Consider the following 21,991-nt stretch of genomic DNA (forward strand, 5'->3'; position numbering starts at 1 on the left):
GATCGCGACGGCGCGTGTGCCGGCGACGGATGCGGACACTGCGCCCGCGTCGAGGAGCAGAGGGCCGGGTACGCCATTGCTGTCTGCGCGGATACCGAACCGCAAGTCAGTGTCGGCAACACCAACGTCGACGTACGCGCCGATGGCCTGCAACACCTGACCGGGTGGCAGCCATACGAGTTGGGCCCGCTCGGTCCCCGCCTGCCCAGAGAGGATGGTGAGGGCACCGGGGGTTCCACGCCACAGCGCCGACGGGATGCGTCGCGCGATTGATGATGTTGTCCTGCAGGTGGAAGGTGCGGAAGTCGGCTCTGCCGCCGTGCAGGAGGTACAGCACCGGATAGCGCCTGCCGCTGGTGTGGTAGCTGTCGGGCAGCAGGACGTTGACCGCCGGGTCCCACTCGACGGCGGCGGTGGCGAAGCGGTAGTACTGCAGCCGCCCGGGGTTCTCGTTGCGGTCGACGATGTGCAGGCCGTGGCCGTCGACAGCGGCGACCGCGGGGGACGACGCGGAGAACGCCCCGGCGAACGCTCCGGCGGCGGCGACTCCCGCCGTGCCGGCCAGCAGGCGTCGGCGGCTCACTCGACGACGGACGTTGCCACTGTCGCTCATGGTTTCCCTCCAGTGCCGGGGCCGCGTCGACCCGGCGTGACGACTGGTGCGCGCCCGCCTCCGTCCGGCGGGTTCACGCCGACGCGACGAACTGACTGACGTGGTACGCGGTGCTCCGGTTGTCGGGCGTCCTGGTCCACTTCGACACCATCAGGTGCAGGTCGTTGGCCCGGCGGCTGGACCACGGGTGGATGAAGCCGCCGTAAAGTCCGGGCTCCTGCCACGGCGTGACCTGGACCTTCTCCGCCGTCCAGACCTGGTCCGGCCCGCCGGCGGTGCGGGTGACGATGCAGCCGGTGGCGCAGTTGAGGTAGGACATCACCCAGGTGCCGTCGGCGAGCCGCCGCACCGACGGCTCGCCGAACCGGCCGGTGAGGATCGGCGTGCACGGGCGGCCCCAGCCCCAGTTGCTGCCGTTCCAGCCCCAGCCCTCGTAGGACTCGGGGTAGAAGAGTCGGTCCCAGCGGACGCGGCGCAGCATCATCGGGCCGTCCTGCCGGCCCGAGCGCACCGAGAAGACGTACACCCAGTCTCCGTCGCGCTGCATCGTCCACATCTGGAAGGGGTCCGTGTTGGTGCCGTCGTTCCACCACTTCAGCGGCGTACGGACGAAGTCGTTGCCGTTGTCGCTGTAGGCCAGCCCCGCGTAGCGCGACTTCCAGTGCGGCCCGGCGGGGCCGGCGGAGTTCCAGTTCTCGATGCTCATGTACGAGATGAGCTGGCGGCCGGTCTCGGGGAAGCTGATGCCGTCGTTGGGGATGACGGTCACCTCCCAGAGGCCGTCGATGCCGACGCCGTGGTGGCCGTTGTGCATCAGCTCGGGAGCCCGCCCGTTGCCGGCGACCCGGGCGGCGCTGTCGAAGACGATCCCACCGCTCGACGCCGGGTGGACGTAGGAGCGCAGCATCACCGGTGAGCGCCAGTCGTTGGGCAGCGGCGGGCCCTCCGGCCACGGCGTGTTGAAGGTGTCGCCGAACAGGTAGCCGATGGAGCCGTTCTCCAGCACGTACGGTATGCCGAGGTCGGTGCCGGCGACCTGCCACCGGTGGTTGGTGTCCAGGTCGGCCCCGGTGAGGCGCTTCTTCCAGTAGGCGGCCTGGGCCGCGCCGGGGGCCAGGGCCGGCGACCGCGGCGGCCGCGCCGACCACGGCGACCTTCCCGAGCAGTGAGCGGCGGTTGATCGTCATGACCGTCCTTGTCGCGAGCGTGCGGCGGGCAGGGCGGAGAACTGTGGCGCCGGAACGGATGCCGACCCAGTCAAGCGACCTCCGTCGATGTAAAGCTGGAAGCTACGGCCAACGTCCGGCGCAGTCAAGCGCGCTCCGTCGCCGAAGGATGTTTACGGGCGGCTAGTGACATCCTGCCGGAAACTTTCGTCAATCCATTGACAGGCGTCACCGCCCTTCTCCAGACTCGCGCCATCGGAGCCCCGCTCGCCCGCGCTCCGAGCACCGCCCCGACCGACCGGCGGGCCGGCGCGACCGCAGATCGCACGGCCCGTCCCCGCAGCCGCCACCACCGCAGCGAGGAGCCGCCCGTGCGTACCGTAGGCATCGTCCGCCGGCTGGGCGTGGCGCTCGTGGCCGCCGTGGTGACCTGGGCGGCGCTGGCCGTGGCGGCCGGCGCACCCGCCGGCGCTGCCGCGCCCACCTTCAAAGCCCCGTTCCCGTGCGGGCAACGGTGGACCTACAGCCACCACAGCAGCGAGGTCCGCCAGGCGCTGGACTTCGTCCGGGCCGACGGCGGGGTCACCGACGGCACCCCCGTGCTCGCCTCGGCAGCCGGCACCGCGTACCGCTACTCGCAGCCGAGCGGCGCGGGCAACTACATCGCCATCGAGCACGGCGGCGGATGGAAGACCTACTACTTCCACCTCGCCGCCTACTCGGTGGCCAACGGCGCGACAGTCGCCCAGGGCCAGCAGATCGGGCTGACCGGCAACACCGGCAACTCATCCGGCGCGCACATCCACTACGAGCAGCTGTACAACGGCGTCGGGCAGACCATCGTCATCAACGGCATCTCACTCGCGCCGTATCCGGGCTCCTACCACCAGCGGTACCTCACCAGTGACAACTGCGGTCGCCCCGCCGAGGCCGTCGCCGGTCGGGCGTTCGGTTTCGGCGACGGGCAGCACGTCGTGGCGGTGGGTGCGGCGGGGTCGTTGGTGAACCTGTCGTGGTCGCCGGGTGCGGGACTGGTGCGGGCGGACTGGGGCGGGGGCCCGCTGACGGGTAAGGCGGTCGGGTATCCGCACGCCGGTCAGCAGCACGTGTTCGCGCGGGGGAGCGACAACACGTTGCGGCACTGGTGGTTCGGGCCGGGCATGGCCTCTCCCGGCTTGGACGACTGGAACACGGTCGGGCGGGTGATGTCGAATCCGACCGGCTTCGCGTACGGCAGCCAGCAGCACGTCTTCTACCGCAATCCGGAGGGGAACCTGGAGCACCGCTTCTACGACCTGAACACGGGTCAGATCGCCGGCGGGGTGTGGCCGGGCGGTGCGTTCGTGGGGAATCCGTACGCGTTCGTGCATCGGGACCAGCAGCACGTCTTCGCCCGTACGGCCTCGGGTGGGTTGATCCACTGGTACTGGTGGCCGGGAATCAGTCCGGGCACGGACAACTGGGGCGTGACCTCGGGCGTGGCGTCGGATCCGACCGGGTTCTCCTACGGCGGCAACCAGCACCACGTGTTCTTCCGCAATGCCGACGGCAGGTTGCAGCATCGGTTCTTCGACGATCCGTCCGGCACGCTCAACGGTGGTGTCTGGCCGGGGGGCGGGTTCGTGGGGAACCCGCACGCGTTCGTGCACCGCGATCAGCAGCACATCTTCGCCCGTACGGCTTCGGGGGACCTGGTCCACTGGTACTGGTGGCCGGGCATCAACCCGGGCGTCGACGACTGGGGTGCTCGTGGCGTGGTGACCGACGACCCGGCGGGATTGTCGACTCCGAACCAGCATCACGTGTTCTACCGGACGACGAACGGCACCCTCGAACACCGCTTCATCGACGACACCACCGGCCGACTCACCACCGACAACTGGGGCGGTGCGCTGTAGGGAACCGACCGGGACGTCTCCGGCCCGACCCGGTCACCCCGGTCAGACGTCGACGACCGGGCGCACCGTGACGGTGTCTCCGACCACGAGCCCTTCGGCCTCGCGCACCCCGGCCTTCAACGGGATCATGCCCCAGCCGTTAGCTCACGGACGCGCAGGTCGCAGTTCGTGGGAGTCTCCTTCCGGCACGGTGAGGAAGTGCCACGGCGCGGGGCCCCTCCAGGGGAACATCTCGCCGCTGAACTCCACGTCCATCGGCTCAGCATAGGACCGCGAACTTTCGCGGCGGCGGGCCGAGGCTGCCGGTGACGGTCGTCGCGACGGCAACCCCGGCCCGGCCGCGCCTACCAGGGTCGGAGTGTCACCGGCAGCGCCACACCACCGGGACAGCCCGGGGACCGCCGACCGACCCGCCACCCGCGACGAGACGACCGTCTCGGCTGATCGCCACGGCGTAGTTGGACATGTCGGTGTCGTGGTCGTGCAGGTCCGGCAGCGTCACCATGCCCTGGTGGCTGGCGAGCAGTCCCTGCCCCTCCCGGCTGCCGACGAGCCAGCCGTCGGCGCTGACGCCGCGACCGCCCATGCGCATCCCGGGGAAGGTCTGGACCTCGCCGGTGCGCAGGTTCCACCGCGTCGGGACGTCACCGCGTGGCCCTTTCGCGGTGCCGGCCACCCAGTCCTCGGAGATCGACATCGCGCGCGTGGCGACGGCCCTCTCGCCGTCGACGACCGGTGGCGGCAGTTCCCGCAGCGTGCCGTCGGGCAACCAGGCGTACGCCTGGAACAGGGTCGTGCGCTGGCGGTTGAGCGTGCCGACGATCGTGCCGTCGGCGGAGATGTCGCTGGCCTCGCCCTCCCAGTCGCCGTCCGGCATCGGCAGCACCGTCGGTTGGTCCGTCGGGGTTCGCCAGACCAGGGGCTGTGGGAGGACGTTCGCGCCGACCACGACCCCGCTGTCGTTGATCGCGTTGGCCCGGATGGAGGGCCGCCCCGGCAGGTGCGTCACGGTGCCGTCGCGGTAGATCCACGCCCGTTCACCGACGGCGCCGCTGACGCCGACCGCCTCGCCGCGGGAGTTGATGTCGGTGGGCAGTTGCTGGTCGCCCGGCACCGGGATCACCCGAAGGCGGCCGTTGTCCCAGATCAACATGTCGAGACCGGTGCCGCCGCGGCCGGGGTTCGTCCGACCCACGATGTAGCGACCGGTCGGATCCATGCCGATCACCATGTCCATGACGCTGCCGGCCGGCACCGGCAGCCGCTCGACCGGGCAGGCCGTGGGCAGGCCGCGCGGCGGCTCCGACCGGGACGCGGCCGGCGCCGGATGGGTCGGACGTCGTACGGCGTCGATCACGGCGGGCGCGGCCACGACCGTCAGCGCGGTGACCGTTGCCGCCGCGGACACCCGGATCCGCGTGGTCCGTCGTCGGGTCGCCCGGCGTCCCGCCTGCACGATCTCCTCGGCGGAGAACCGTGGCCCCGGCGCGATCGAGTTGGCCCGCCGCTCGAGTGCGTCGGTGAGTCCCCGGTCCGGTCGGTCGTTCATGGCGTCACCGCCCCCTTCTCCGCATCCTGTTCCTCCAGTTGGCGGCGTAGCGTGGCCAGGCCCCGCGACGCGTGGCTCTTCACCGTGCCCCGCGAGATGCCCAGCACCTCGGCGATCTCCGCCTCCGCCATGCCCTCGTAGTAGCGCAGCACCAGTACGGCCCGCTGCTTCGCGGGCAGTGCGAGCAGGCGCTGCCACATCGCGTCGTGCTCCAGGCGCGCGTCCGTCTCGTCCACGCCGCCGCGGTCCGGCACCGTGTCGACCGGTCGCTCCCGGTACGCCCGGCTCCGCCACCACGACGTCGCGGTGGTGACCAGCGCCCGCCGCACGTACCCCTCGACGGCGGCGGGGTCCCGGATGCGCGACCACCTGACGTACGTCTTGACCAGCACCGTCTGCAGCAGGTCCTCGGCCCTGTCCCGGTCGCCGACCAGCAGGTACGCGCTGCGCAGCAACGCCGCCGAACGCGCCGCGACAAACCCCCGGAACGCGTCCTCGGCAACCTCGTCCATCGACCCTCCACACCGCCCTATCCGACTGCTCGGACTAAGGACGCAGCCGGGTACCGAACGGTTGTCCGCCGAGGCTTGCAACTGGTGGGGTGACGGACAGGCCAGCGAGCCGGCCACGATGGCACTGTCCGCACTGGTCGACGCCCGGTTCGCCCTCTCGGCCCGGCCCTGATCGCCGGACCCGCCCAGATCGGCGCTCGGGTTCAGCCGATCCGGTCGGGGCCGCCGGTACCGTAGCGGCCGACCGCAGCCGAGACGCGAGGTGCGGGTGGGGTGGCAGCCACCGCGGGCGGCGTTCCCGCAGGTAGCGGACCGGGCTGACGGGGGCTATTCGGTACGGAGGGCGGTGGCGGTCCGGGTACGGGCGGCCCAGACGGCCGGCAGGAGTGCGCCGGCGATCGCGATGAGCAGGCCACCGAGACCGAAGAGCAGGAGCTGGGTGGGGCGGTAGACGTCGACGACCGAGTCGGGCAGGTTGAACCCGGCGCTGCGGCCCATCGCGTCGATCACCGTCCGCTGCAGCGCGACACCGGTCGGTGCGCCGACGGCGCCGCCGACGAGTCCGGTGACCACGACCGAGGCGACGACCATCGCGATCGTCTGCCGGGGCGTCATGCCCAGGGCCTTGTGGATGCCGAGGTCGTGGACGCGTTCGCGGGTCTCCAGGACGACCAGGTTCATCACGCCGAGCCCGGCGGCGACGACGAGCATGAGACTGAGCAGGCCGGTCAACGTGTTGATGATAATGATCATTTCGTCGGTCTCATGGTCGACGGGAACGGCCGTCGCGCCGAGACGCTGCAGCGCCGTGGTCAGTTGTCGGGCGTAGGCCTCGGGATCCGTCCCGGGCTGGACGGAGATGTAGTACGTCTCCGGGCGCAGGTCGGGCTCGGCCGCGTGGAGGGTCGCGAGGTCGGTGAGGACCTGCATGCCGTCGTCCTGGGTGTTGAACGCCTCGCCGACGATTCTGACGCTGAGGTCGGTGCCGTGGTCGGTCAGGACGACGGTGTCACCGACCCGCTTGCCGACGGCGGTCAGGAACGGGGTCGCGACGACGATCTCGCCGGGCCCGGTGAGCCAGGTCCCGGACACCATCCGGTAGTAGCGGGCGGAGTCGGTGCCGGTGACGCCGACGATCTCGACGGCGCCGGTGCCCCCCGCGACGGTCGCCTCGGTGCGGGCCTCCCCGGAGTACCCGCCGGTCCCGGCCTGGGCGGTGATCGCCTGGACGATGCCGACGGGATCGGTGAGCGTGGCATCCGGCCTCGACGTCGGCGGGCCGCCCTGCGCACCGCCCGGTGGCGCGGGCATGACGGTGACGTCGGCGAGGTTCTCGACCTCCTGGATCTGGTTCAGCGACGTGCCGAGACCGACGGCGAACGTCACCGAGGCGGCGCCGAACGCGATGGCGGCGACGATCGTGGCGGACCGCAGCGGCCGGGCGAACGGGTGGGCCAGGCCGAGCGTCACCGGCCGGGGCAGCGGCAGCCGGACGGTCGACCGGGCCGCCCACTGGCCGCGGCCGGGTCGCGGCGTGCGGCCGACGGCGAGCGCGTCGACCGTCCGCAGCCGGCCGGCCCGCGACGCGGCGGCCAGCGCGGTCCCGGTCACCCCCAGCAGCGCGCCGGCGATCACCACGGCATTGACCCAGGGTGCGACCCCGGTGTCGCTGGTGCCGTAGAGCCGGTTGGTCTCCGCCAGGATGGGAACGACCAGGAGGTTGCCGGCGACGAGCCCGAGCGCGGCGCCGACCCCGGCTGGGATCAGCGCCTGACCCACATACGCCCGGACCACCTGGGCCGGGGTGAAGCCGAGCGCCTTGAGGATGCCGATCCGGCGGGTGGCGGTGCCGACCGCGCCGACGACCACGTTGCCGATGATGAGCACCGCCATCACCACGCCCAACACGCCGAACGCGATCAGGAACGGGACCAGCAGCACCGCCTGCTCGACGCTGTCCCGCCGGGTGGTCAACCAGGACACGGCGCCGGTGAGCGCACCGGCGGGGAGGACGGCGGCGAGCGCGGCACGGCCCGCCTCGACCTGCTCCGCGGTGTCCGCGGCGGTGAGGCGGTAGAGCATCTGGTATCCCCGGGGACCGTCCGGTGCGGTCCATGCCTCGACCTGTGCCGGAGTCACCCACGCGTCCGCGGTCCGGCTCACCGACTGGGCGATCCCGACGATCGTCACGGTCGGGCTGGCGGGCAGGTCGGGCAGCGTCCACACCCGACCGACCTGGTCCGGCGGAAACCGGAACCGGCCGCCGACGGCAAGCACCACCTCACCGGGACCGGCCGCCCACCGACCGTCGACCAGGGTCACCTGGTCGACCGGACCGCCCGGCTCGGCGCGCCCGACGACGGTCATCGGCGGCACCCGGCCGCCGCGCTCGTCGACCGGGTTGATCTGGGTGGTCGGGAACGGGCCGGCCGCCGCGCCGACCCCGGAGGTCTGCGCGGACGCGGACAGCTGGGCCGCCGTGACCGTGTCCGTCGGGAACTGCGTGGTCAGGTGCGCGCCCTGCTGCTGGGCGAACGCGCGGTCGAACGGCGCCCGGGACGCCACCAGTAGCGAGCCGCCGAGCACGGCCGAGGTCACCGCGATCATCACGACGAGCCCGATCACGACCGTCTGGACCCGCCGTCGACCCACCCCCGAGCGGACCACCCGGCCCAACGCGCTCATCGGACCCGCGCCACGGCGGAGTCGGCGGCGACCCGGCCGTCGAGGAGGTGGACGGTACGGGTGGCGCACGACTCGGCGAGCGCCAGGTCGTGGGTGACCAGGACGATCGTCTGGCCGTCGGCGTGCAGATCGGTGAGGAGTCGCTGGACGTCCTCCCCGGCGGCGGTGTCCAGCGCTCCGGTGGGTTCGTCGGCCAGCAGCAACGCCGGCCGGTTCATCAGGGCCCGCGCGACGGCGACGCGTTGGCGTTCGCCGCCGGAGAGCCGGCCCGGGTACGCGGACGCGTGCCGGCCGACGCCGAGCGTGCCGAGCAGTTCGGTCGCGCGGCGCTGCGCGGTGCCCCGGGCCGTCCCGGCCAGTTGCGCCGGCAGCATGACGTTGTCGGCGACGGTCAGGTCGTCGAGCAGGTTGAAGAACTGGAACACCAGGCCGATCCGGGCCCGCCGGTACCGGGCGGAGGCCGACTCGCCGAGTTGGTCGACGCGCACGCCGTCCACGGTCACCGTGCCGGCGCTGGGCCGGTCCAGCCCGGCGACGAGGTTCAGCAGCGTGGACTTGCCGCTGCCGGAGGGGCCGAGAACGGCCACGGACTCGCCGGGCGCGATACTCAGCGTCACCTCGTTCAGCGCCGGGGGGCCCTCGTCGTACCGGCGGCTCACCGCACACAACTCGATCAGCGGCACAGTCATCCCAGTCTCCTCACGTCTGTCGTAGCCTGCGGCGCTGACGCTATGGGCGCGCCCGAACCGGGCGCATCGGCAGCTAGAGGCAATTTCGGTACCGCAACGGGATGGGGGCGGGACGGTGTCATCCCTGGGATGTAGGCGAGCGACGTAGCCGCGCCGTTCCCCGGGCGGATACCGCCGGACCGGGACCGGCGGCGAGAATGGGCAGGTGACTGGGCGCGCGCTGACCGACCGGTTGCGGGCCGGGGTACGGGCGCTGGTGCGCCCGACCGATCCGCTGCCGCCGCTGTCGCGTCGGAGCTGGGTGTTCGACGTGCTGCTGGCGCTGGCGCTCGGTCTCGTCGCGATCCAGGCGGGTGGTGTCGACGTCCAGGACGAGCGGCAGCCCCCGAGCGCCGTCGAGATCGAGCCCTACCGGATGGTGCGCCCACCCCCGCTCCCGCCGCCGCCCGACCCGGTGTGGCCGCCGTTCCTGCCCATCGAGGACGACCGGACCGGTGGGACGGTCGCGCTGCTCCTGCTCGTGGTGACGCCACTGGTGTTGCGGCGCCGGTACCCGCTGGGGGTGCTCTGGGTCGGGCTGGCCCTGGCCGTCCTGGTCAGCGACAACCCGGCCGCCCTGCGGCTGTCGTTCTTCGCGTGCGTCATCGCCGGGTACAGCGCCGCGGTCTTCAGCCCGTACAAGGTGCCGGCGCTGGCGAGCGTTCCGGTGGCCGCGATCCTGCACGCCGAGCTGCAGTCCGATGCCAGCTCCGTGTCCGACAGCGCCGTGCCGTTCCTGATCCTGATTCCCATCGCCGTCGCCGCCTTCGGCCTGCGCCGGTGGAAACATCGTGCCGACGAGGGTCGGGCACGGATGTCGGCCATGGAACACGAGCAGATCGAGGCGCTGCGCCGGGCGACCGAACTCGAACGGGCGCGGATCGCCCGCGAGCTGCACGACGTGCTGACGCACAACGTCAGCGTGATGGTGATCCAGGCCGGCGCGGCGCGGAAGATCATGGAGTCGTCGCCCGGCCAGGCCCGTGAGGCGCTGCTCGCGGTCGAGGCCAGCGGCCGGTCGGCGATGACCGAACTGCGCCACGTGATGGGGCTGCTCACCATGGACAGCGACGGCGTGGATCCGGCGGGCGCGGCGGATCTGGCGCCCCAGCCGGGGCTCGACGGGTTGGCCACGCTGGTCCAGCGGCTGCGCGACACCGGCGTTCCGGTCGAGCTGACCGTGACCGGGCAGCGCGGCCCGCTGCCGTCCGGGATCGAGCTCACCGTCTACCGGCTGGTGCAGGAAGCGTTGACGAACACCGTCAAACACGCGGCCGGCGCGGCCGTCGAGGTGACCGTCGAGTTCGGCGGTGACCACGTGCGGGTGGAGGTCACCGACACCGGCGGCCGGCCCGACGAGTCAGCCGCGCACGGTACCGGACGAGGGCTGATCGGCCTGCGGGAGCGCCTCGCGGTCTACGGTGGCACCCTGCAGGCGGGACCGCGGCTCAGCGGCGGGTACCGCGTCCACGCCCGAATCCCGTTGGAGGCATCGTGACCGTACCGCTGCGCGTGGTGGTCGCCGACGACCAGGCGTTGGTCCGCGCCGGGTTCCGGATGATCCTGACGGCCGACGGCATCGACGTGGTCGCCGAGGCGACGACCGGGGCCGAGGCGGTCGAGGCGGTCCGCCGGCACCGCCCGGACGTGGTGCTGATGGACATCCGGATGCCGGACATGGACGGGCTGGCGGCCACCCGGCACATCCTCTCGGGTACCGGCGAGGTGCCGCGCGTCATCATGCTGACGACGTTCGACCTCGACCATTACGTGTACGCGGCGCTGACCGCCGGGGCCAGCGGCTTCATGCTCAAGGACGTCACCCCCGAGCACCTGGTGGGTGCCGTTCGGCTGGTCCGCTCCGGCGACGCGCTGCTGGCGCCGGCGATCACCCGCCGGTTGGTCGAACGGTTCGCCCACCGCGACACCGACCCGCCCGTGATCCACCGTGACCTGTCCGCCCTGACCCCGCGGGAACTGGAGGTGCTCGGCCTGCTCGCGCAGGGCCTGAGCAACGCCGAACTCGCCGGTCGGCTGCACCTGTCCGAGGCGACCGTCAAGACCCACGTCGCCCGGATTCTCGCCAAGTTGGGGCTGCGCGATCGGGTCCAGGCCGTCGTCGTCGCGTACCGGACGGGGCTGGTCAGCCCGTGATCGGGCGGCGCCCGCCCGCTCAGTCGCCGGACAGCGCGGCGCGCGACGCCGCGACGATCGCCTCCACCCCGATCCCCGCCTGGTCCATGAGCTGGCTCGACGTCCCGGAGGTGGGCAGGCCGCGGACGGCCAGGTGCGTCACCCGCACCGGCTCGGCGAGGTCGGCCAGCGACTCCAGCACGGCTGAGCCGAGGCCACCCTCCGGATAGTGGTCCTCCACCACCACCAGCCGGCCGTCGGTGACCCGGACGGCGTCCAGCAACCGCTGCCGGTCCAGCGGCTTCACCGAGTACAGGTCGATCACCCGGGCCGCGACGCCCTCGCCCGCCAGCCGGTCTGCGGCGGCGAGGCAGTTGTGCACCGTCACCCCGGCCCCGACCAGCGCGACCTGGTCGTCGTCGCCGCCGCGCAGCAGCTTGCTGCCGCCCACCGGGAAGTCCTCGTCGTTGCCGTACAGGACGGGGTACGCGCCCCGGGTCGTCCGCAGGTAGGTGATGCCCCCGCAGTCGACCATCTCCCGCACCAGGGCCGCGCAGGACACGGCGTCGCTGGGGTAGAGGACGGTCGACCCGTGGACGGCGCGCATCGCCGCCAGGTCCTCCAGCCCCATCTGCGAGGGGCCGTCCGCCCCCACCTCCACCCCCGCGTGCGAGCCGGACAGGGCGATGTCGGCCCCGGAGATGCCCGCCATCCGGATGAAGTCGTAGGCGCGGGAGAAGAAGGCCGCGAAGGTCGAGGCGAAGGGCCGGTACCCGCGTACCTGCAACCCGACCGCCGCGGCGACCAGCTGCTGTTCGGCGATGAACATCTCGAAGAACCGGTCGGGATACTCCCCGGCGAACCGGTCGGCGCGCGTCGAGTCGCTGACCTCGCCGTCCAGCGCGACCACGTCCGGCCGGGCACCCAGCGCGCGCAGCGCGTCGCCGTAGGCGTTGCGGGTGGCGACCTTCGCCCCCCGGTCGTACCGGGGCAGCTCCGGTGGCGCGCCGGCGGGAGCGGCGGGCGGCGGAGCGGCCTCGGGGCGTGGACCGGCGACGCGGATCTGGCGTACGCCGCCGAGCGCGTCGATCGCCCGGTCGGCCAGGTCGGGCTTGAACGGCTTGCCGTGCCAGCCCGGCTTGTTCTCGACCTCGGGCACACCCTTGCCCTTCACGGTCCGGGCGAGCACCACGGTCGGGCCCGTCGCCTGCCGGGCGCGGCCCAGCGCCTCGTCGACGGCGGCGAGGTCGTGACCGTCGACGACGACCGCCCGGCAGCCGAACGCCTCGACCCGCCGCCGGTAGGTGTCCAGGTCCCATTCCAGCTCGGTCGGCCCCCGCTGCCCGAACCGGTTCACGTCCACGATCGCCGTCAGGTTGCCGAGCCCGTAGTGGCCTGCCTTGTCCAGCGCCTCCCAGATGGAGCCCTCGGTTGTCTCGCTGTCCCCGCACAACACCCAGACGTGGTACGGCAGCCGGTCGAGGTACCGGCCGGCCAGCGCGATCCCGACACCGACGGGCAGCCCCTGGCCGAGCGCGCCCGTGGCCACGTCGACCCAGGGCAGGGCCGGCGTCGGGTGCCCCTGCAGGCGCGAGCCGAACTGGCGGTAGGTCTCCACCAGCTCCTCGTCGCTGATCACCCCGACCGCCTTGAAGACCGCGTACAGCAGCGGCGAGGCGTGGCCCTTGGAGAAGATCAGGTGGTCGTTGGCGCGACCGCCCGGATCCGACCAGTCGTAGCGCAGGTGCCGGGTGACCAGCACGGCGAGCAGGTCCGCGGCGGACAGGCTGGAGGTCGGGTGACCGGACCCGGCTCGGGTGCTGCACCGGATCGCGTCCACCCGCAACTGCGCGGCGAGCTCGCCCAGCTCGGTGATCTCGTCGGCGCGGAGAGTGCGCTCTGCTTCCATCGTCACCGGCATCGCCTCCAGCGATCGGCCTCCTCTGCCCGGTGCTGCCGGACCGCCCGGCCCACGGCCGGGCAGCCCCCGCCGGCCTGCTCCCCGTACCGTAGCCACGAAATCGGCCCGGCGTCCGGCAACCACCGATCTGCCCCGAGGGGCGCCGGCGGCCGACCGGGCAGCCGCCGGGAAGGCAGGACTATCCGGCGACGCAGCGGGAAAGGGGCCCCGGGGAGCCAGAGGGATCGGGGGTGCCGTGGAAGCCGTCGTGATCGGCGCGGTGATTGTGATCGTGGTCCTCGCGCTCGTCGGCGCCCTGAGCGTCCGGCTCGTGCAGCAGTACCAGCGCGGCATCGTCTTCCGCTTCGGCCGCGTGCTGCAACCGGTCCGCGAGCCCGGCCTGCGCCTGATCGTCCCGATCGCCGACCGGATGGTCCGGGTCAGTATGCAGACGACCGTGATCGGCGTGCCCCCGCAGGGCGCCATCACCCGGGACAACGTCACCCTCACCGTCGACGCCGTCGTCTACTACCGGGTCGTCGACCCGGTGAAGGCGCTGGTCAACGTTCGCGACTACCCCGCGGCCGTGCTTCAGGTGGCGCAGACCGCGCTGCGGTCGGTGATCGGCAAGGCCGACCTGGACACCCTGCTCGGCGACCGGGAGCGGATCAACACCGAGCTGAAGGCCGTCATCGACGCGCCGACGGAGAAGCCGTGGGGGCTGCTCATCGAGCGGGTCGAGGTCAAGGACGTCGCGCTGCCCGAGGGGATGAAGCGGTCGATGTCCCGCCAGGCCGAGGCGGAACGCGAGCGCCGCGCCCGGGTGATCGCCGCCGACGGCGAGTACCAGGCGTCCCGCCGGCTCGCCGACGCGTCCCGGGCGATGGCGGCCACCCCTGGGGCGTACCAGCTCCGGCTGCTGCAGACCGTCGTGGACGTGGCGGCGGAGAAGAACAGCACCCTGGTGATGCCGTTCCCGGTCGAGCTGCTGCGCTTCTTCGACAAGTTCACCCACGCCGCCGAACCCACGCGCGACGCCGAGCGTCCGGCGGCGCAGCCCCATGCGACGGAGCGCGCCGCACCGGCACCCGCCGCCGCGCCCGGCGACGGCCGCCGCCGCCCCCCGGCCTGACCCCTCGTCGGCGCGCGTGTGCCGGCCTCGGCGCGCCGCCGCCCCCGCTGCCGGTTCGCCCGGCTGCCCGGGTACGACCACCGCCCGCACGCCGGTCGAGCCGGCGGGTGGCGGCCCACTCGGCGACGACGCTTGCGAGAGGGTGCTACGAGTGGCGGGTGTCCGTTACCGACCATGTCGCCACCCCGCCGCGCCGCGCGGGACGTCCGGAGCCCGGAAGCAGCCGTTGCGCCGATGGAACCACCGCCCGGCGCGACCACAATGGCCACCGAGGCAGCCACGGCGGCTGTCCGTTCCGGGGTGGGGAGGTGAGCGCGTGACCGGCTGGCAGGTCTCGGGCTACCGCCCGGTTCGGCAGCTCGGCGCCGGCGCGTCCGGCCGGGTGGACCTCGCCGTGCACGAGGCGACCGGCACCCCGGTCGCCATCAAGTACCTCACCGGCGGCATCGGTGACGACCCCTCGTTCCGCACCGCGTTCCGGGACGAGGCACGGCTGCTGGCCGAGATCGACGACCCGCACGTCTCCCGGCTCTACGAGTACGTCGAGTCGCCCGCCGGCGCGGCGATCGTCATGGAGCTGGTCGACGGCGTGTCGCTGCGGCAGATGCTGCGCGCGCACGGCCCCACCACCCCGGAGTCGGCGCTGTGCGTCCTCAAGGGATCGCTCGCCGGGCTCGGCGCCGCGCACGCCAGGGGCGTGGTGCACCGCGACTACAAGCCGGAGAACGTGCTGGTCACCGCCCAGGGCACCAGCAAGCTGGCCGACTTCGGCATCGCGATGCCCGTCGGGGAGGCCTCCGGGGTCAGCGTCACCGGCACCCCCCGCTACATGGCCCCCGAGCAGTGGACGGGCGCCCCGGCCAGCCCGGCCTGCGACATCTACGCGGCCACCGCCACCTTCTACGAGTGCCTCACCGGTCGGCCGCCCTACGACGGGCGGGACCTGCTCACCCTGCACCAGCAGCACGCCCGGGCGCCGATCCCCACCGACCCGGCTCCCGAGCCGGTGCACGACCTGCTGCGGCACGGCATGGCCAAGCAGCCGGCCGAGCGACCGCAACCCGCGCAGGTCTTCCTCGCCGTGCTGGAGCACGTGGCGGCCGGCGCGTACGGACCGGAGTGGGAGGAGCGCGGCCTGCGCGAGTTGGCCCGCCGGGCGGCCCTGCTCGCCGCCCTCTTCCCGTTCCCCGACGGCACCGGCGGGGCCACCAGCCTGGCCAGCACCGCGCTGGGCGGGGGCACCGGCCGGTGGACCTGGCTGCGCGCCGGCCGGGCCCGTGCGGCGCTGGTCGGCGGTGGGCTGGTCGCCGCGCTGGTGGTCGGCGGGGCCGGGCTGAGCTACGCCAGCCGCGACGAGACCGTGCCGGCGGCGGCCCCGCAGGCGACGGCGGGTCCGACCGGCGCGGCGTCCGCCCCGGCCGCCGCGCCGCCCACGCCGACGGCGACCCCCGTCGCGGCGCCCGCCACGCCCACCGCGCCGACCGCGACGACGGCCGCCCCGGCGCCGACCGGCACGAGCGCGTCGTCGTCCCCGTCCGCTGCCGCCTCGCCGACCGCGTCGGCCAGCACCAGCCCGCCACCGCCGGCGGACACCGTCGCGCCCTCCGTCGGGCAGGTCGCGGCAAGCCCGACCGAGCTGGATCCCAAGGGCTGTCCGTACGGGCCCACGTCCAGCACCGTCTCCGCCGTCGTCTCCGACGACCGTACGGCGGCGGGGAGACTGCGGGTCAGCTTCCGGTACACCCTGGACGGCCGCACCACGGAGGTGCCCATGACGGCCGACCGTCGTGGACTGTTCCGTGGCGTCCTGCGCGACCTGCCCCGGCCGGGCAACAGCACCCGGATCCCGGTCCGGGTCGTCGCGGTCGACGAGGCGGGCAACGCCTCGCCCGAGAGCTCGCCGGTCCACGTGACGCTCTATCCGTTCTGCACCCCGGGGTGATCGGTGACCCGGATGTCGACCACGATGACGGAGGGCGGGCCGCCGTGACCCAGCCGAACGACCAGACCGAGGCGCTGCCCACCCACCGGCTGCCCGTCGACGCCGCGCCGACCGCCCGGCTCGACGGCCTCCCGCACCCGACCGGGCCCACCGCACACCCCGGCTCCGACGAACCCACCGCGCACGTGAACGCCGGCGAGCCCACGGCGTACCTCGGCTCCGGCGAGCCAACCGCGCCCCTGTTCGGCGGCGCGCCGACGATGCGGCACCCGGCCGCAGGAGACGGCACGGCACACCTGGTCCAGGGGGAAGCGACGGCGCACCTGAACCTCGGGTACGCCACCGGGCACCTCGGCGGGGGAGAGCCGACGGCGCACCTCGCGCCGGGGTGGCGGGTTGCCCCGCCCGCCGGCCCTGTGCCTGCCCCGCCCGGCGGTCCCGTGCCGCGCGTGGAGCCCGGCCGGCTGCCGGTCGATCCGGGTGGGCGGTCCGGGCCGTGGACGACGGCGCAGCCGAGCGGGGAGGAGCCGACGGGCCCGGTGACCGCCGTCGGGACGGGGCGTACCACCGGGGCCGGGCCGGGGACGGTCTTCGGCGGGCGTACGGGAGCGTCGCCCGCGCCCACGGGCGGGGAGGTGCGGTTCGGGCCGGGCGTGCCGGCCACCCCACCGGTCGCGCCAGCCTGGCCCGTGCCGACGCCCCCGCGCCGGCGGCGGTCGGCGTGGCGGATCGTCACCTCGGTGCTCTCCACCGTGCTCACCGTCGCGCTGCTCGTCGCCGTCGGCCTCCATCTCTGGCAGCGGATCAGCCCTCTGGAGGTCACCGGGGTCACGGTGGCGGTGCCGCGGCCGGCCGGCGACCGGTGCGACGTCACCGTCGACGTGGTGGCCACCGTGTCGACCAACGGCCGGGCGGGGGAAATCCGCTACCAGTGGCTGCGCAGTGGCAGCGCCCCCGGCAGCCTGCTGACCGAGCGGGTCGGCCGCGGCCAGCGCACCGTCGAGTTGACGCTGCGCTGGGCCTTCAGCGGCGTGGGCACCACGACCGAGACGGCCACGGTCAACATCACCTCGCCGTCCCCGGTGCAGGCCCATGCCCCGGTCGCCTACGGCTGCCGGCGCCGCTGATCCTCCCCGCCAAGCGGGCGCGCGCCGCCCGCCGGCACTGTCGCGTCGACGCGCCGCCACCCGGCGCCGACCGGTGTTTCCCCGGCCGGTGCCGAGGGTAGGTCGGGCGCGACGAGACGGACACCCGTGTGGAGGATTCCCATGAGAGACGACTTCGGCGACGCGGTGGGGGACGCCCTCCGCTCGGTGCTGCTGTTCCTGCCCAAGGCCGTGGCCTTCGTGGCGATCCTGGTGGTCGGCTGGCTGATCGCCAAGGCCGTGCTCAAGATCGTCGACAAGGTGCTGGAGCGGGTGGGCTTCGACCGCGCGGTGGAGCGCGGCGGGATCCGCCGGGCCCTGGCCCGGTCCCGGTACGACGCCAGCGACATCGTCGCCAAGCTCGCCTACTACGGGGTGCTGCTGGTGACCCTCCAGCTCGCGTTCGGCATCTGGGGCCCGAACCCCGTCTCGGACCTGATCGCCGGTGTGATCGCCTGGCTGCCCCGTGCCTTCGTCGCGATCGTCATCGTCGTGGTCGCCGCCGCTATCGCCAACGCCGTCAAGGACATCATCAGCGGCGCCCTGGGCGGGCTGTCGTACGGCCGCATCCTGGCCACCATCGCCTCGGTGTTCATCCTCGGCCTCGGCGTCATCGCCGCCCTCAACCAGATCGGCGTGGCCACCGCCGTGACCACCCCGGTGCTGGTCGCCGTGCTCGCCACCGTCGGTGGCATCCTCGTCGTCGGGGTCGGCGGCGGTCTGGTCCGTCCGATGCAGAGCCGCTGGGAGTCCTGGCTGACCCGTGCCGAGCAGGAGTCGCAGGTGATCGCCACGCACGCCCGCGCCTACCAGGCCGGCCGCCGCGACACCGAGACCCACCTGACCGAGCCGGCCGCCGACGCCACCCAGGTCGTCCGTGCCGGTGAACCCGCCGGCCCGGCCGTGGACGCCGACGCCACCCAGGTCGTGCCGCGCCCCGCCGGCCCGGCCGCGCCCCACGTCGACCCGGACGCCACCCAGGTCACCTCGACCGGCGCCACGGTCCCGGCACAGCCGACCGGCCAGGACGCCGAGGCCACCATGGTCATCCCGCCGATGGGTCAGGAGAAGTTCCGCCGCTGAACGCGCCGCCGCGTCCCGGGGTGGGATCCGCGCGGGTCGCACCCCGACACGCGTTGCGGTAGGGCATGGCCGTCAGCGCCGCCGCCGTCTAACATCGCCGGCATGACGTGGCGATGTTGATGAACCGCTGACGGTCGCCCCCGTGGGCCGCCGCGAACGCCGTACGTCCGGCGTCCGCTTCGTCTCCACGGGAAGGCTTCATGACTGTCCACACTGCGCGCGTGCCCGATCCGCGTGTCCGCCGGCTGGCGGCCATCCTCTACGGGTACGCGTTCCTCGGTGAACTCGTTCTGCTCTATCCGCTGTACGCGCTGCTGTTCAGCGACACCGGCCTGTCGGTCTGGCAGATCTCCTCGCTGTTCGTGATCTGGTCGGCCAGCGGCATCCTGCTGGAGGTGCCCTCCGGTGCCTTCGCCGACGCGGTCTCCCGGCGGCTGCTGCTCGCCCTCGCCCCGCTCGTCACCGCCGCCGGCTTCGCGCTCTGGGTGCTGGTCCCCTCGTACCCGGCCTTCGCCGTCGGGTTCGTGCTGTGGGGCGCCGGCGGTGCGCTCGCCTCGGGTGCGCTGGAGGCGCTGGTATTCGACGAACTCGACCGGCTCGACGCCGCCGGCCGGTACGCCCGCGTCATCGGCCGGGCCAGGACGGCCGAGACGCTCGGCGTGCTCGCCTCGATCGTCCTGGCCGGCCCGGTGTTCGCCGTCGGCGGCTACCCGGCGGTGGGCGTGGCCAGCGTGCTCGCCTGCCTGCCCGCCGCCGCCGTCGCCACCCGCTTCCCCGAACACCGGCGGCGCGACGCCCCGCTGGCCGCTGCCGGCGCGGCCGGGCCGGCAGCGGCTACCGACGCCGGCCCGGCCGCGACCGCCAGCCAGGAGCGGACCGGGCGGGCCGTCGAGGCGGGACGGGACGCGGACGACGAGGACGGCGACGACGACCTCGGCTGGTGGGCGAGCCTGCGCGCCGGGCTCGCCGAGGCGCACGCCGACCGGGCCGTCCGCGCGGCGGTGCTGCTGGTCGCGGCGGTCGCGGCGGTCTGGGGGGCCATCGAGGAGTACACGCCGCTGCTGGCGCGGGACACCGGCGTCGCCGAGGCGGCCGTGCCGCTGCTGCTCCTGCTCATCTGGGTCGGGGTGAGCGCCGGCGGCCTGCTCGCTCCGGCGGGGGAGCGGCTGACCACCCGCGGGTACGCCGGGCTGCTGGCGGTGTCCGGCGTGGCCCTGGCCGCCGGGGCACTGCTCGCCCGGCCCGTCGGGTTCGTGCTGGTCGCGGCCGCGTTCTGCGGCTTCCAACTCGCCACCGTGCTCGCCGACGCCCGCTTGCAGGCCCGGATCACCGGCAGCAGCCGGGCCACGGTCACCTCGCTCGCCGGGATGGCCACCGACCTGACGATCATCGCCGTCTACGGCGGGTACGGCCTGCTCGCCACCGGGGCCGGCAACGGGGTCGCCTTCGCGGTGGCCGCCGTGCCGTACCTGATCGTCGCGCTTCTCCTGGTGACGCGCGGTGGCCGGCGGGCCCGAGGCGGGCCGGGTCGGGTGGCCGCCGGTCGCGCCGGCTGACGAGGGCCCGGCGGCGGTCGGGATGACCGCCGCCGGGCCGGCCCGCCGTCAGCCGGCGACGTGCCGGTCCGACCGCTGGTGGCCGGATCGGAGGGGTCGGGCCGGCGACGGACGTGCGCTCATCGGCCCGCGCATTCCAGGAGGTGCTTGAGCGCGGCCAGCCGGTCCCGCCAGTACGCCTTCAGCTCGGCCGCCTGTTCCGCACCGGTCAGTTTCTCGTGCTGGACGGACACCCGGGACTTCGTCTCGCCCACGGCGGCGAAGCCCACCACGAGCCGGGTCGACCCGTCGCCCCAGTCGGCGCGGAACGTCCGGGGCGCGGTGGCGGTGCGGACCCGGACCTCCGCGTCGGGCAGCCACCGGCGGCGCAGTGCGTCGTCGGCGAAGGCGTCGAAGAGCCGCCGCACCGGGACGGCCACCGTGCGGCTGCCGGCGGCGGAGAAGCTGCCGCCGCGCCGCTGCCCGGGGGCGCGCAGGCCGCGCGTCTGTTCGTACCCGACGGTGAGGGTCTGCGCCCACCAGCCCGGCACCTCGTGCGTGGTGACCAGCCAGCGGGCGATCTCGGTGTGCGTACGCCCGGTGGCGTCCCAGGCGTCGAGCAGGGCGAACCACTCGTCCCAGCCGCGGCCGGTGCGCTCCCGGATGAGCGCGTCGGAGATCCGCTCGGTCTGCACCGCCGTGCCCGACGACGTCGCGCCCGGCGCGGGCTTCGGCGGCTCGGGCGGCGCGGCTGCGGGCTCGGGCTCGGCGGCGGTCGACCGGGCGACGAGCTGCCGGCGGGCGGTCGTGTAGCTCTCGCCGGTCTTGTCCATCCGGGCCCGGACCCGGGTCTTGAACGACCTGTCACGCGTCATCACATGCTCCCTCGTCGACGGCGCGGGTCGCAGGGACTCACGCTCCCGTCGACCGCGCCGGATCAGGGCATGTGGCACGGCATCCCGAGAACGCGAGGCTCCCTTTGCCTCCGCGACGCCGGTGGCGTGAGCACCGGTAAGGAGGTGAGGCGCGGGACAGCGCCGCCACCAGCATACGCCGGGCGAAAGGACGGCGGGAGCGGGACGGGGTCGGGCAGCGGTCAGGGGCTGGCCGTCTCGCCGGTCTGCTCCCAGATCGAACTCATCTCGTCGAAGGCCTGCTCCATGAGCTGCACCATGGCCCGCCGGGCGCGCTCGCCGTCGCGCCGCTGGATCGCCTGGGCCACCTCCGCGTGCAGTTGGAGGGCCTGCTCGTGCGGGTGGTGGGGCATGAGGTGGTGCTGGTGCCGGCCGGTGAGCACCTCCGCGACCAGCTCCTGCAGCCGGACGAACATCTCGTTCCCGGAGGCGACCAGCACCCGCCGGTGGAACTCGATGTCGAGCCGCAGGAAGCGCTCCTCGTCGCCGGCCTTGCCGGCGGCCCACATCTTCGCCGCGAGCCCGACGAGGTCGCTCGCCTCGTCGTGACCGACCCGGCTGGCCGCGAGCAGGGCGGCGTGCGGCTCGACGGCGGTGCGCAGCTCGGTGATCGAGCGGAGCTGGGCGATGCGGCCGGACGAGGCGAGCCGCCAGCGGATCACCTGCGGGTCGAAGACGTTCCAGGCGTCCGTCGGACGGATCATGACGCCGACCCGTCGGCGGGTCTCGATGAACCCGATCGAGGCGAGCACCCGCAGGACCTCGCGGACGACCGAGCGGGACACGGCGTACCGCTCGACCAGTTCGTCGATGTTGAGGACGGCCCCGGCCGCCAGTTCGCCACCGCAGATGGCAGTGCCGAGGCTGTCGAGGACGCGTGCGTGCAGCCCGGCCTCGACAGGGGCGATCGGGGCGACTGCGACCCCTGGGGAGGACGGTTTCACACGGCGGATCATATCAGTTGGATCTACCTCTTGAATAAATCTGCTTTTTCGGCCTAGCATCCCGACGTTAAGCGGATGTAAACAGGGAGGTGGCGGCCCCACGTCGGGCCCG

Annotated in this window: 15 protein-coding genes and 2 pseudogenes; 8 read left to right on the forward strand and 9 right to left on the reverse strand. The window is 73.6% G+C overall.

What is annotated here, in order from left to right; genetic code table 11:
- Positions 1-268 precede the first annotated feature (268 nt).
- Both ACGF5C_RS12225 and ACGF5C_RS12230 read right to left on the reverse strand, forming a co-directional pair.
- A pseudogene (locus ACGF5C_RS12225) lies at positions 269-613 on the reverse strand (alpha/beta hydrolase-fold protein); the annotation flags it as partial.
- Positions 614-686: 73 nt separating this feature from the next.
- Positions 687-1,800 (reverse strand): annotated as a pseudogene (locus ACGF5C_RS12230) (DUF4185 domain-containing protein).
- 404 nt (positions 1,801-2,204) lie between these two features.
- Between ACGF5C_RS12230 and ACGF5C_RS12235 the strand changes: the two are divergent.
- Complete coding sequence (locus ACGF5C_RS12235; RefSeq protein WP_393300473.1) at positions 2,205-3,677, forward strand: peptidoglycan DD-metalloendopeptidase family protein; 1,473 nt, start codon at positions 2,205-2,207, stop codon at positions 3,675-3,677.
- A gap of 361 nt (positions 3,678-4,038) precedes the next feature.
- Here the strand turns inward: ACGF5C_RS12235 and ACGF5C_RS12240 are convergent, their stop codons facing one another.
- From ACGF5C_RS12240 to ACGF5C_RS12255, 4 genes are all read right to left on the reverse strand, one after another.
- Positions 4,039-5,226, reverse strand: coding sequence for a hypothetical protein (locus tag ACGF5C_RS12240; protein WP_393300244.1), 1,188 nt, complete (start codon positions 5,224-5,226; stop codon positions 4,039-4,041).
- A complete protein-coding gene (locus ACGF5C_RS12245) occupies positions 5,223-5,738 on the reverse strand; it encodes a SigE family RNA polymerase sigma factor (protein ID WP_393300248.1) in 516 nt (171 codons plus the stop codon). Before ACGF5C_RS12245 ends, ACGF5C_RS12240 begins: the two co-directional genes overlap by 4 nt.
- Before the next feature lie 327 nt (positions 5,739-6,065).
- A complete protein-coding gene (locus ACGF5C_RS12250) occupies positions 6,066-8,423 on the reverse strand; it encodes an FtsX-like permease family protein (protein WP_393300251.1) in 2,358 nt (785 codons plus the stop codon).
- Complete coding sequence (locus ACGF5C_RS12255) at positions 8,420-9,112, reverse strand: ABC transporter ATP-binding protein (RefSeq protein ID WP_393300254.1); 693 nt, start codon at positions 9,110-9,112, stop codon at positions 8,420-8,422. Before ACGF5C_RS12255 ends, ACGF5C_RS12250 begins: the two co-directional genes overlap by 4 nt.
- A 205-nt stretch (positions 9,113-9,317) precedes the next feature.
- On the opposite strand from ACGF5C_RS12255, the gene ACGF5C_RS12260 reads away from it, so the two are divergent.
- Both ACGF5C_RS12260 and ACGF5C_RS12265 read left to right on the forward strand, forming a co-directional pair.
- Positions 9,318-10,649 (forward strand): sensor histidine kinase, encoded by a 1,332-nt coding sequence (locus ACGF5C_RS12260; protein WP_393300257.1) that lies wholly within the window; start codon positions 9,318-9,320, stop codon positions 10,647-10,649.
- Complete coding sequence (locus ACGF5C_RS12265; protein ID WP_393300260.1) at positions 10,646-11,305, forward strand: response regulator; 660 nt, start codon at positions 10,646-10,648, stop codon at positions 11,303-11,305. The genes ACGF5C_RS12260 and ACGF5C_RS12265 overlap by 4 nt, the downstream gene beginning before the upstream one ends.
- Positions 11,306-11,324: 19 nt before the next feature.
- On the opposite strand, the gene ACGF5C_RS12270 is transcribed toward ACGF5C_RS12265, so the two are convergent.
- Entirely contained in the window at positions 11,325-13,193 is a 1,869-nt protein-coding gene (locus ACGF5C_RS12270; protein ID WP_393300476.1) for a transketolase, read from the reverse strand.
- Between the two features lie 247 nt (positions 13,194-13,440).
- Between ACGF5C_RS12270 and ACGF5C_RS12275 the strand changes: the two genes are divergently transcribed.
- The 5 genes from ACGF5C_RS12275 (at position 13,441) to ACGF5C_RS12295 (ending at position 20,042) form a co-directional block, all read left to right on the forward strand.
- Positions 13,441-14,316 carry an SPFH domain-containing protein gene (locus ACGF5C_RS12275; RefSeq protein ID WP_393300263.1) on the forward strand — a complete coding sequence of 292 codons (876 nt, stop codon included), beginning with the start codon at positions 13,441-13,443 and terminating at the stop codon, positions 14,314-14,316.
- Positions 14,317-14,632: 316 nt separating this feature from the next.
- Positions 14,633-16,258: a serine/threonine-protein kinase gene (locus ACGF5C_RS12280; RefSeq protein ID WP_393300266.1), complete on the forward strand. Its 1,626-nt coding sequence runs from the start codon at positions 14,633-14,635 to the stop codon at positions 16,256-16,258.
- A 44-nt stretch (positions 16,259-16,302) separates the two neighbouring features.
- Positions 16,303-17,385 (forward strand): hypothetical protein, encoded by a 1,083-nt coding sequence (locus ACGF5C_RS12285; protein ID WP_393300269.1) that lies wholly within the window; start codon positions 16,303-16,305, stop codon positions 17,383-17,385.
- Positions 17,386-17,526: 141 nt separating this feature from the next.
- Positions 17,527-18,486 carry a hypothetical protein gene (locus ACGF5C_RS12290; protein ID WP_393300272.1) on the forward strand — a complete coding sequence of 320 codons (960 nt, stop codon included), beginning with the start codon at positions 17,527-17,529 and terminating at the stop codon, positions 18,484-18,486.
- Positions 18,487-18,686: 200 nt separating this feature from the next.
- Positions 18,687-20,042 carry an MFS transporter gene (locus ACGF5C_RS12295; RefSeq protein ID WP_393300275.1) on the forward strand — a complete coding sequence of 452 codons (1,356 nt, stop codon included), beginning with the start codon at positions 18,687-18,689 and terminating at the stop codon, positions 20,040-20,042.
- 119 nt (positions 20,043-20,161) lie between these two features.
- Here the strand turns inward: ACGF5C_RS12295 and ACGF5C_RS12300 are convergent, their stop codons facing one another.
- Both ACGF5C_RS12300 and ACGF5C_RS12305 read right to left on the reverse strand, forming a co-directional pair.
- Entirely contained in the window at positions 20,162-20,896 is a 735-nt protein-coding gene (locus tag ACGF5C_RS12300; protein WP_393300278.1) for a DUF4287 domain-containing protein, read from the reverse strand.
- A 221-nt stretch (positions 20,897-21,117) separates the two neighbouring features.
- Positions 21,118-21,879 (reverse strand): FadR/GntR family transcriptional regulator, encoded by a 762-nt coding sequence (locus tag ACGF5C_RS12305; protein ID WP_393300281.1) that lies wholly within the window; start codon positions 21,877-21,879, stop codon positions 21,118-21,120.
- Between the last annotated feature and the right edge of the window lie 112 nt (positions 21,880-21,991).

Source organism: Micromonospora sp. NPDC047620 (assembly GCF_043205005.1).
Lineage (GTDB): Bacteria > Actinomycetota > Actinomycetes > Mycobacteriales > Micromonosporaceae > Micromonospora.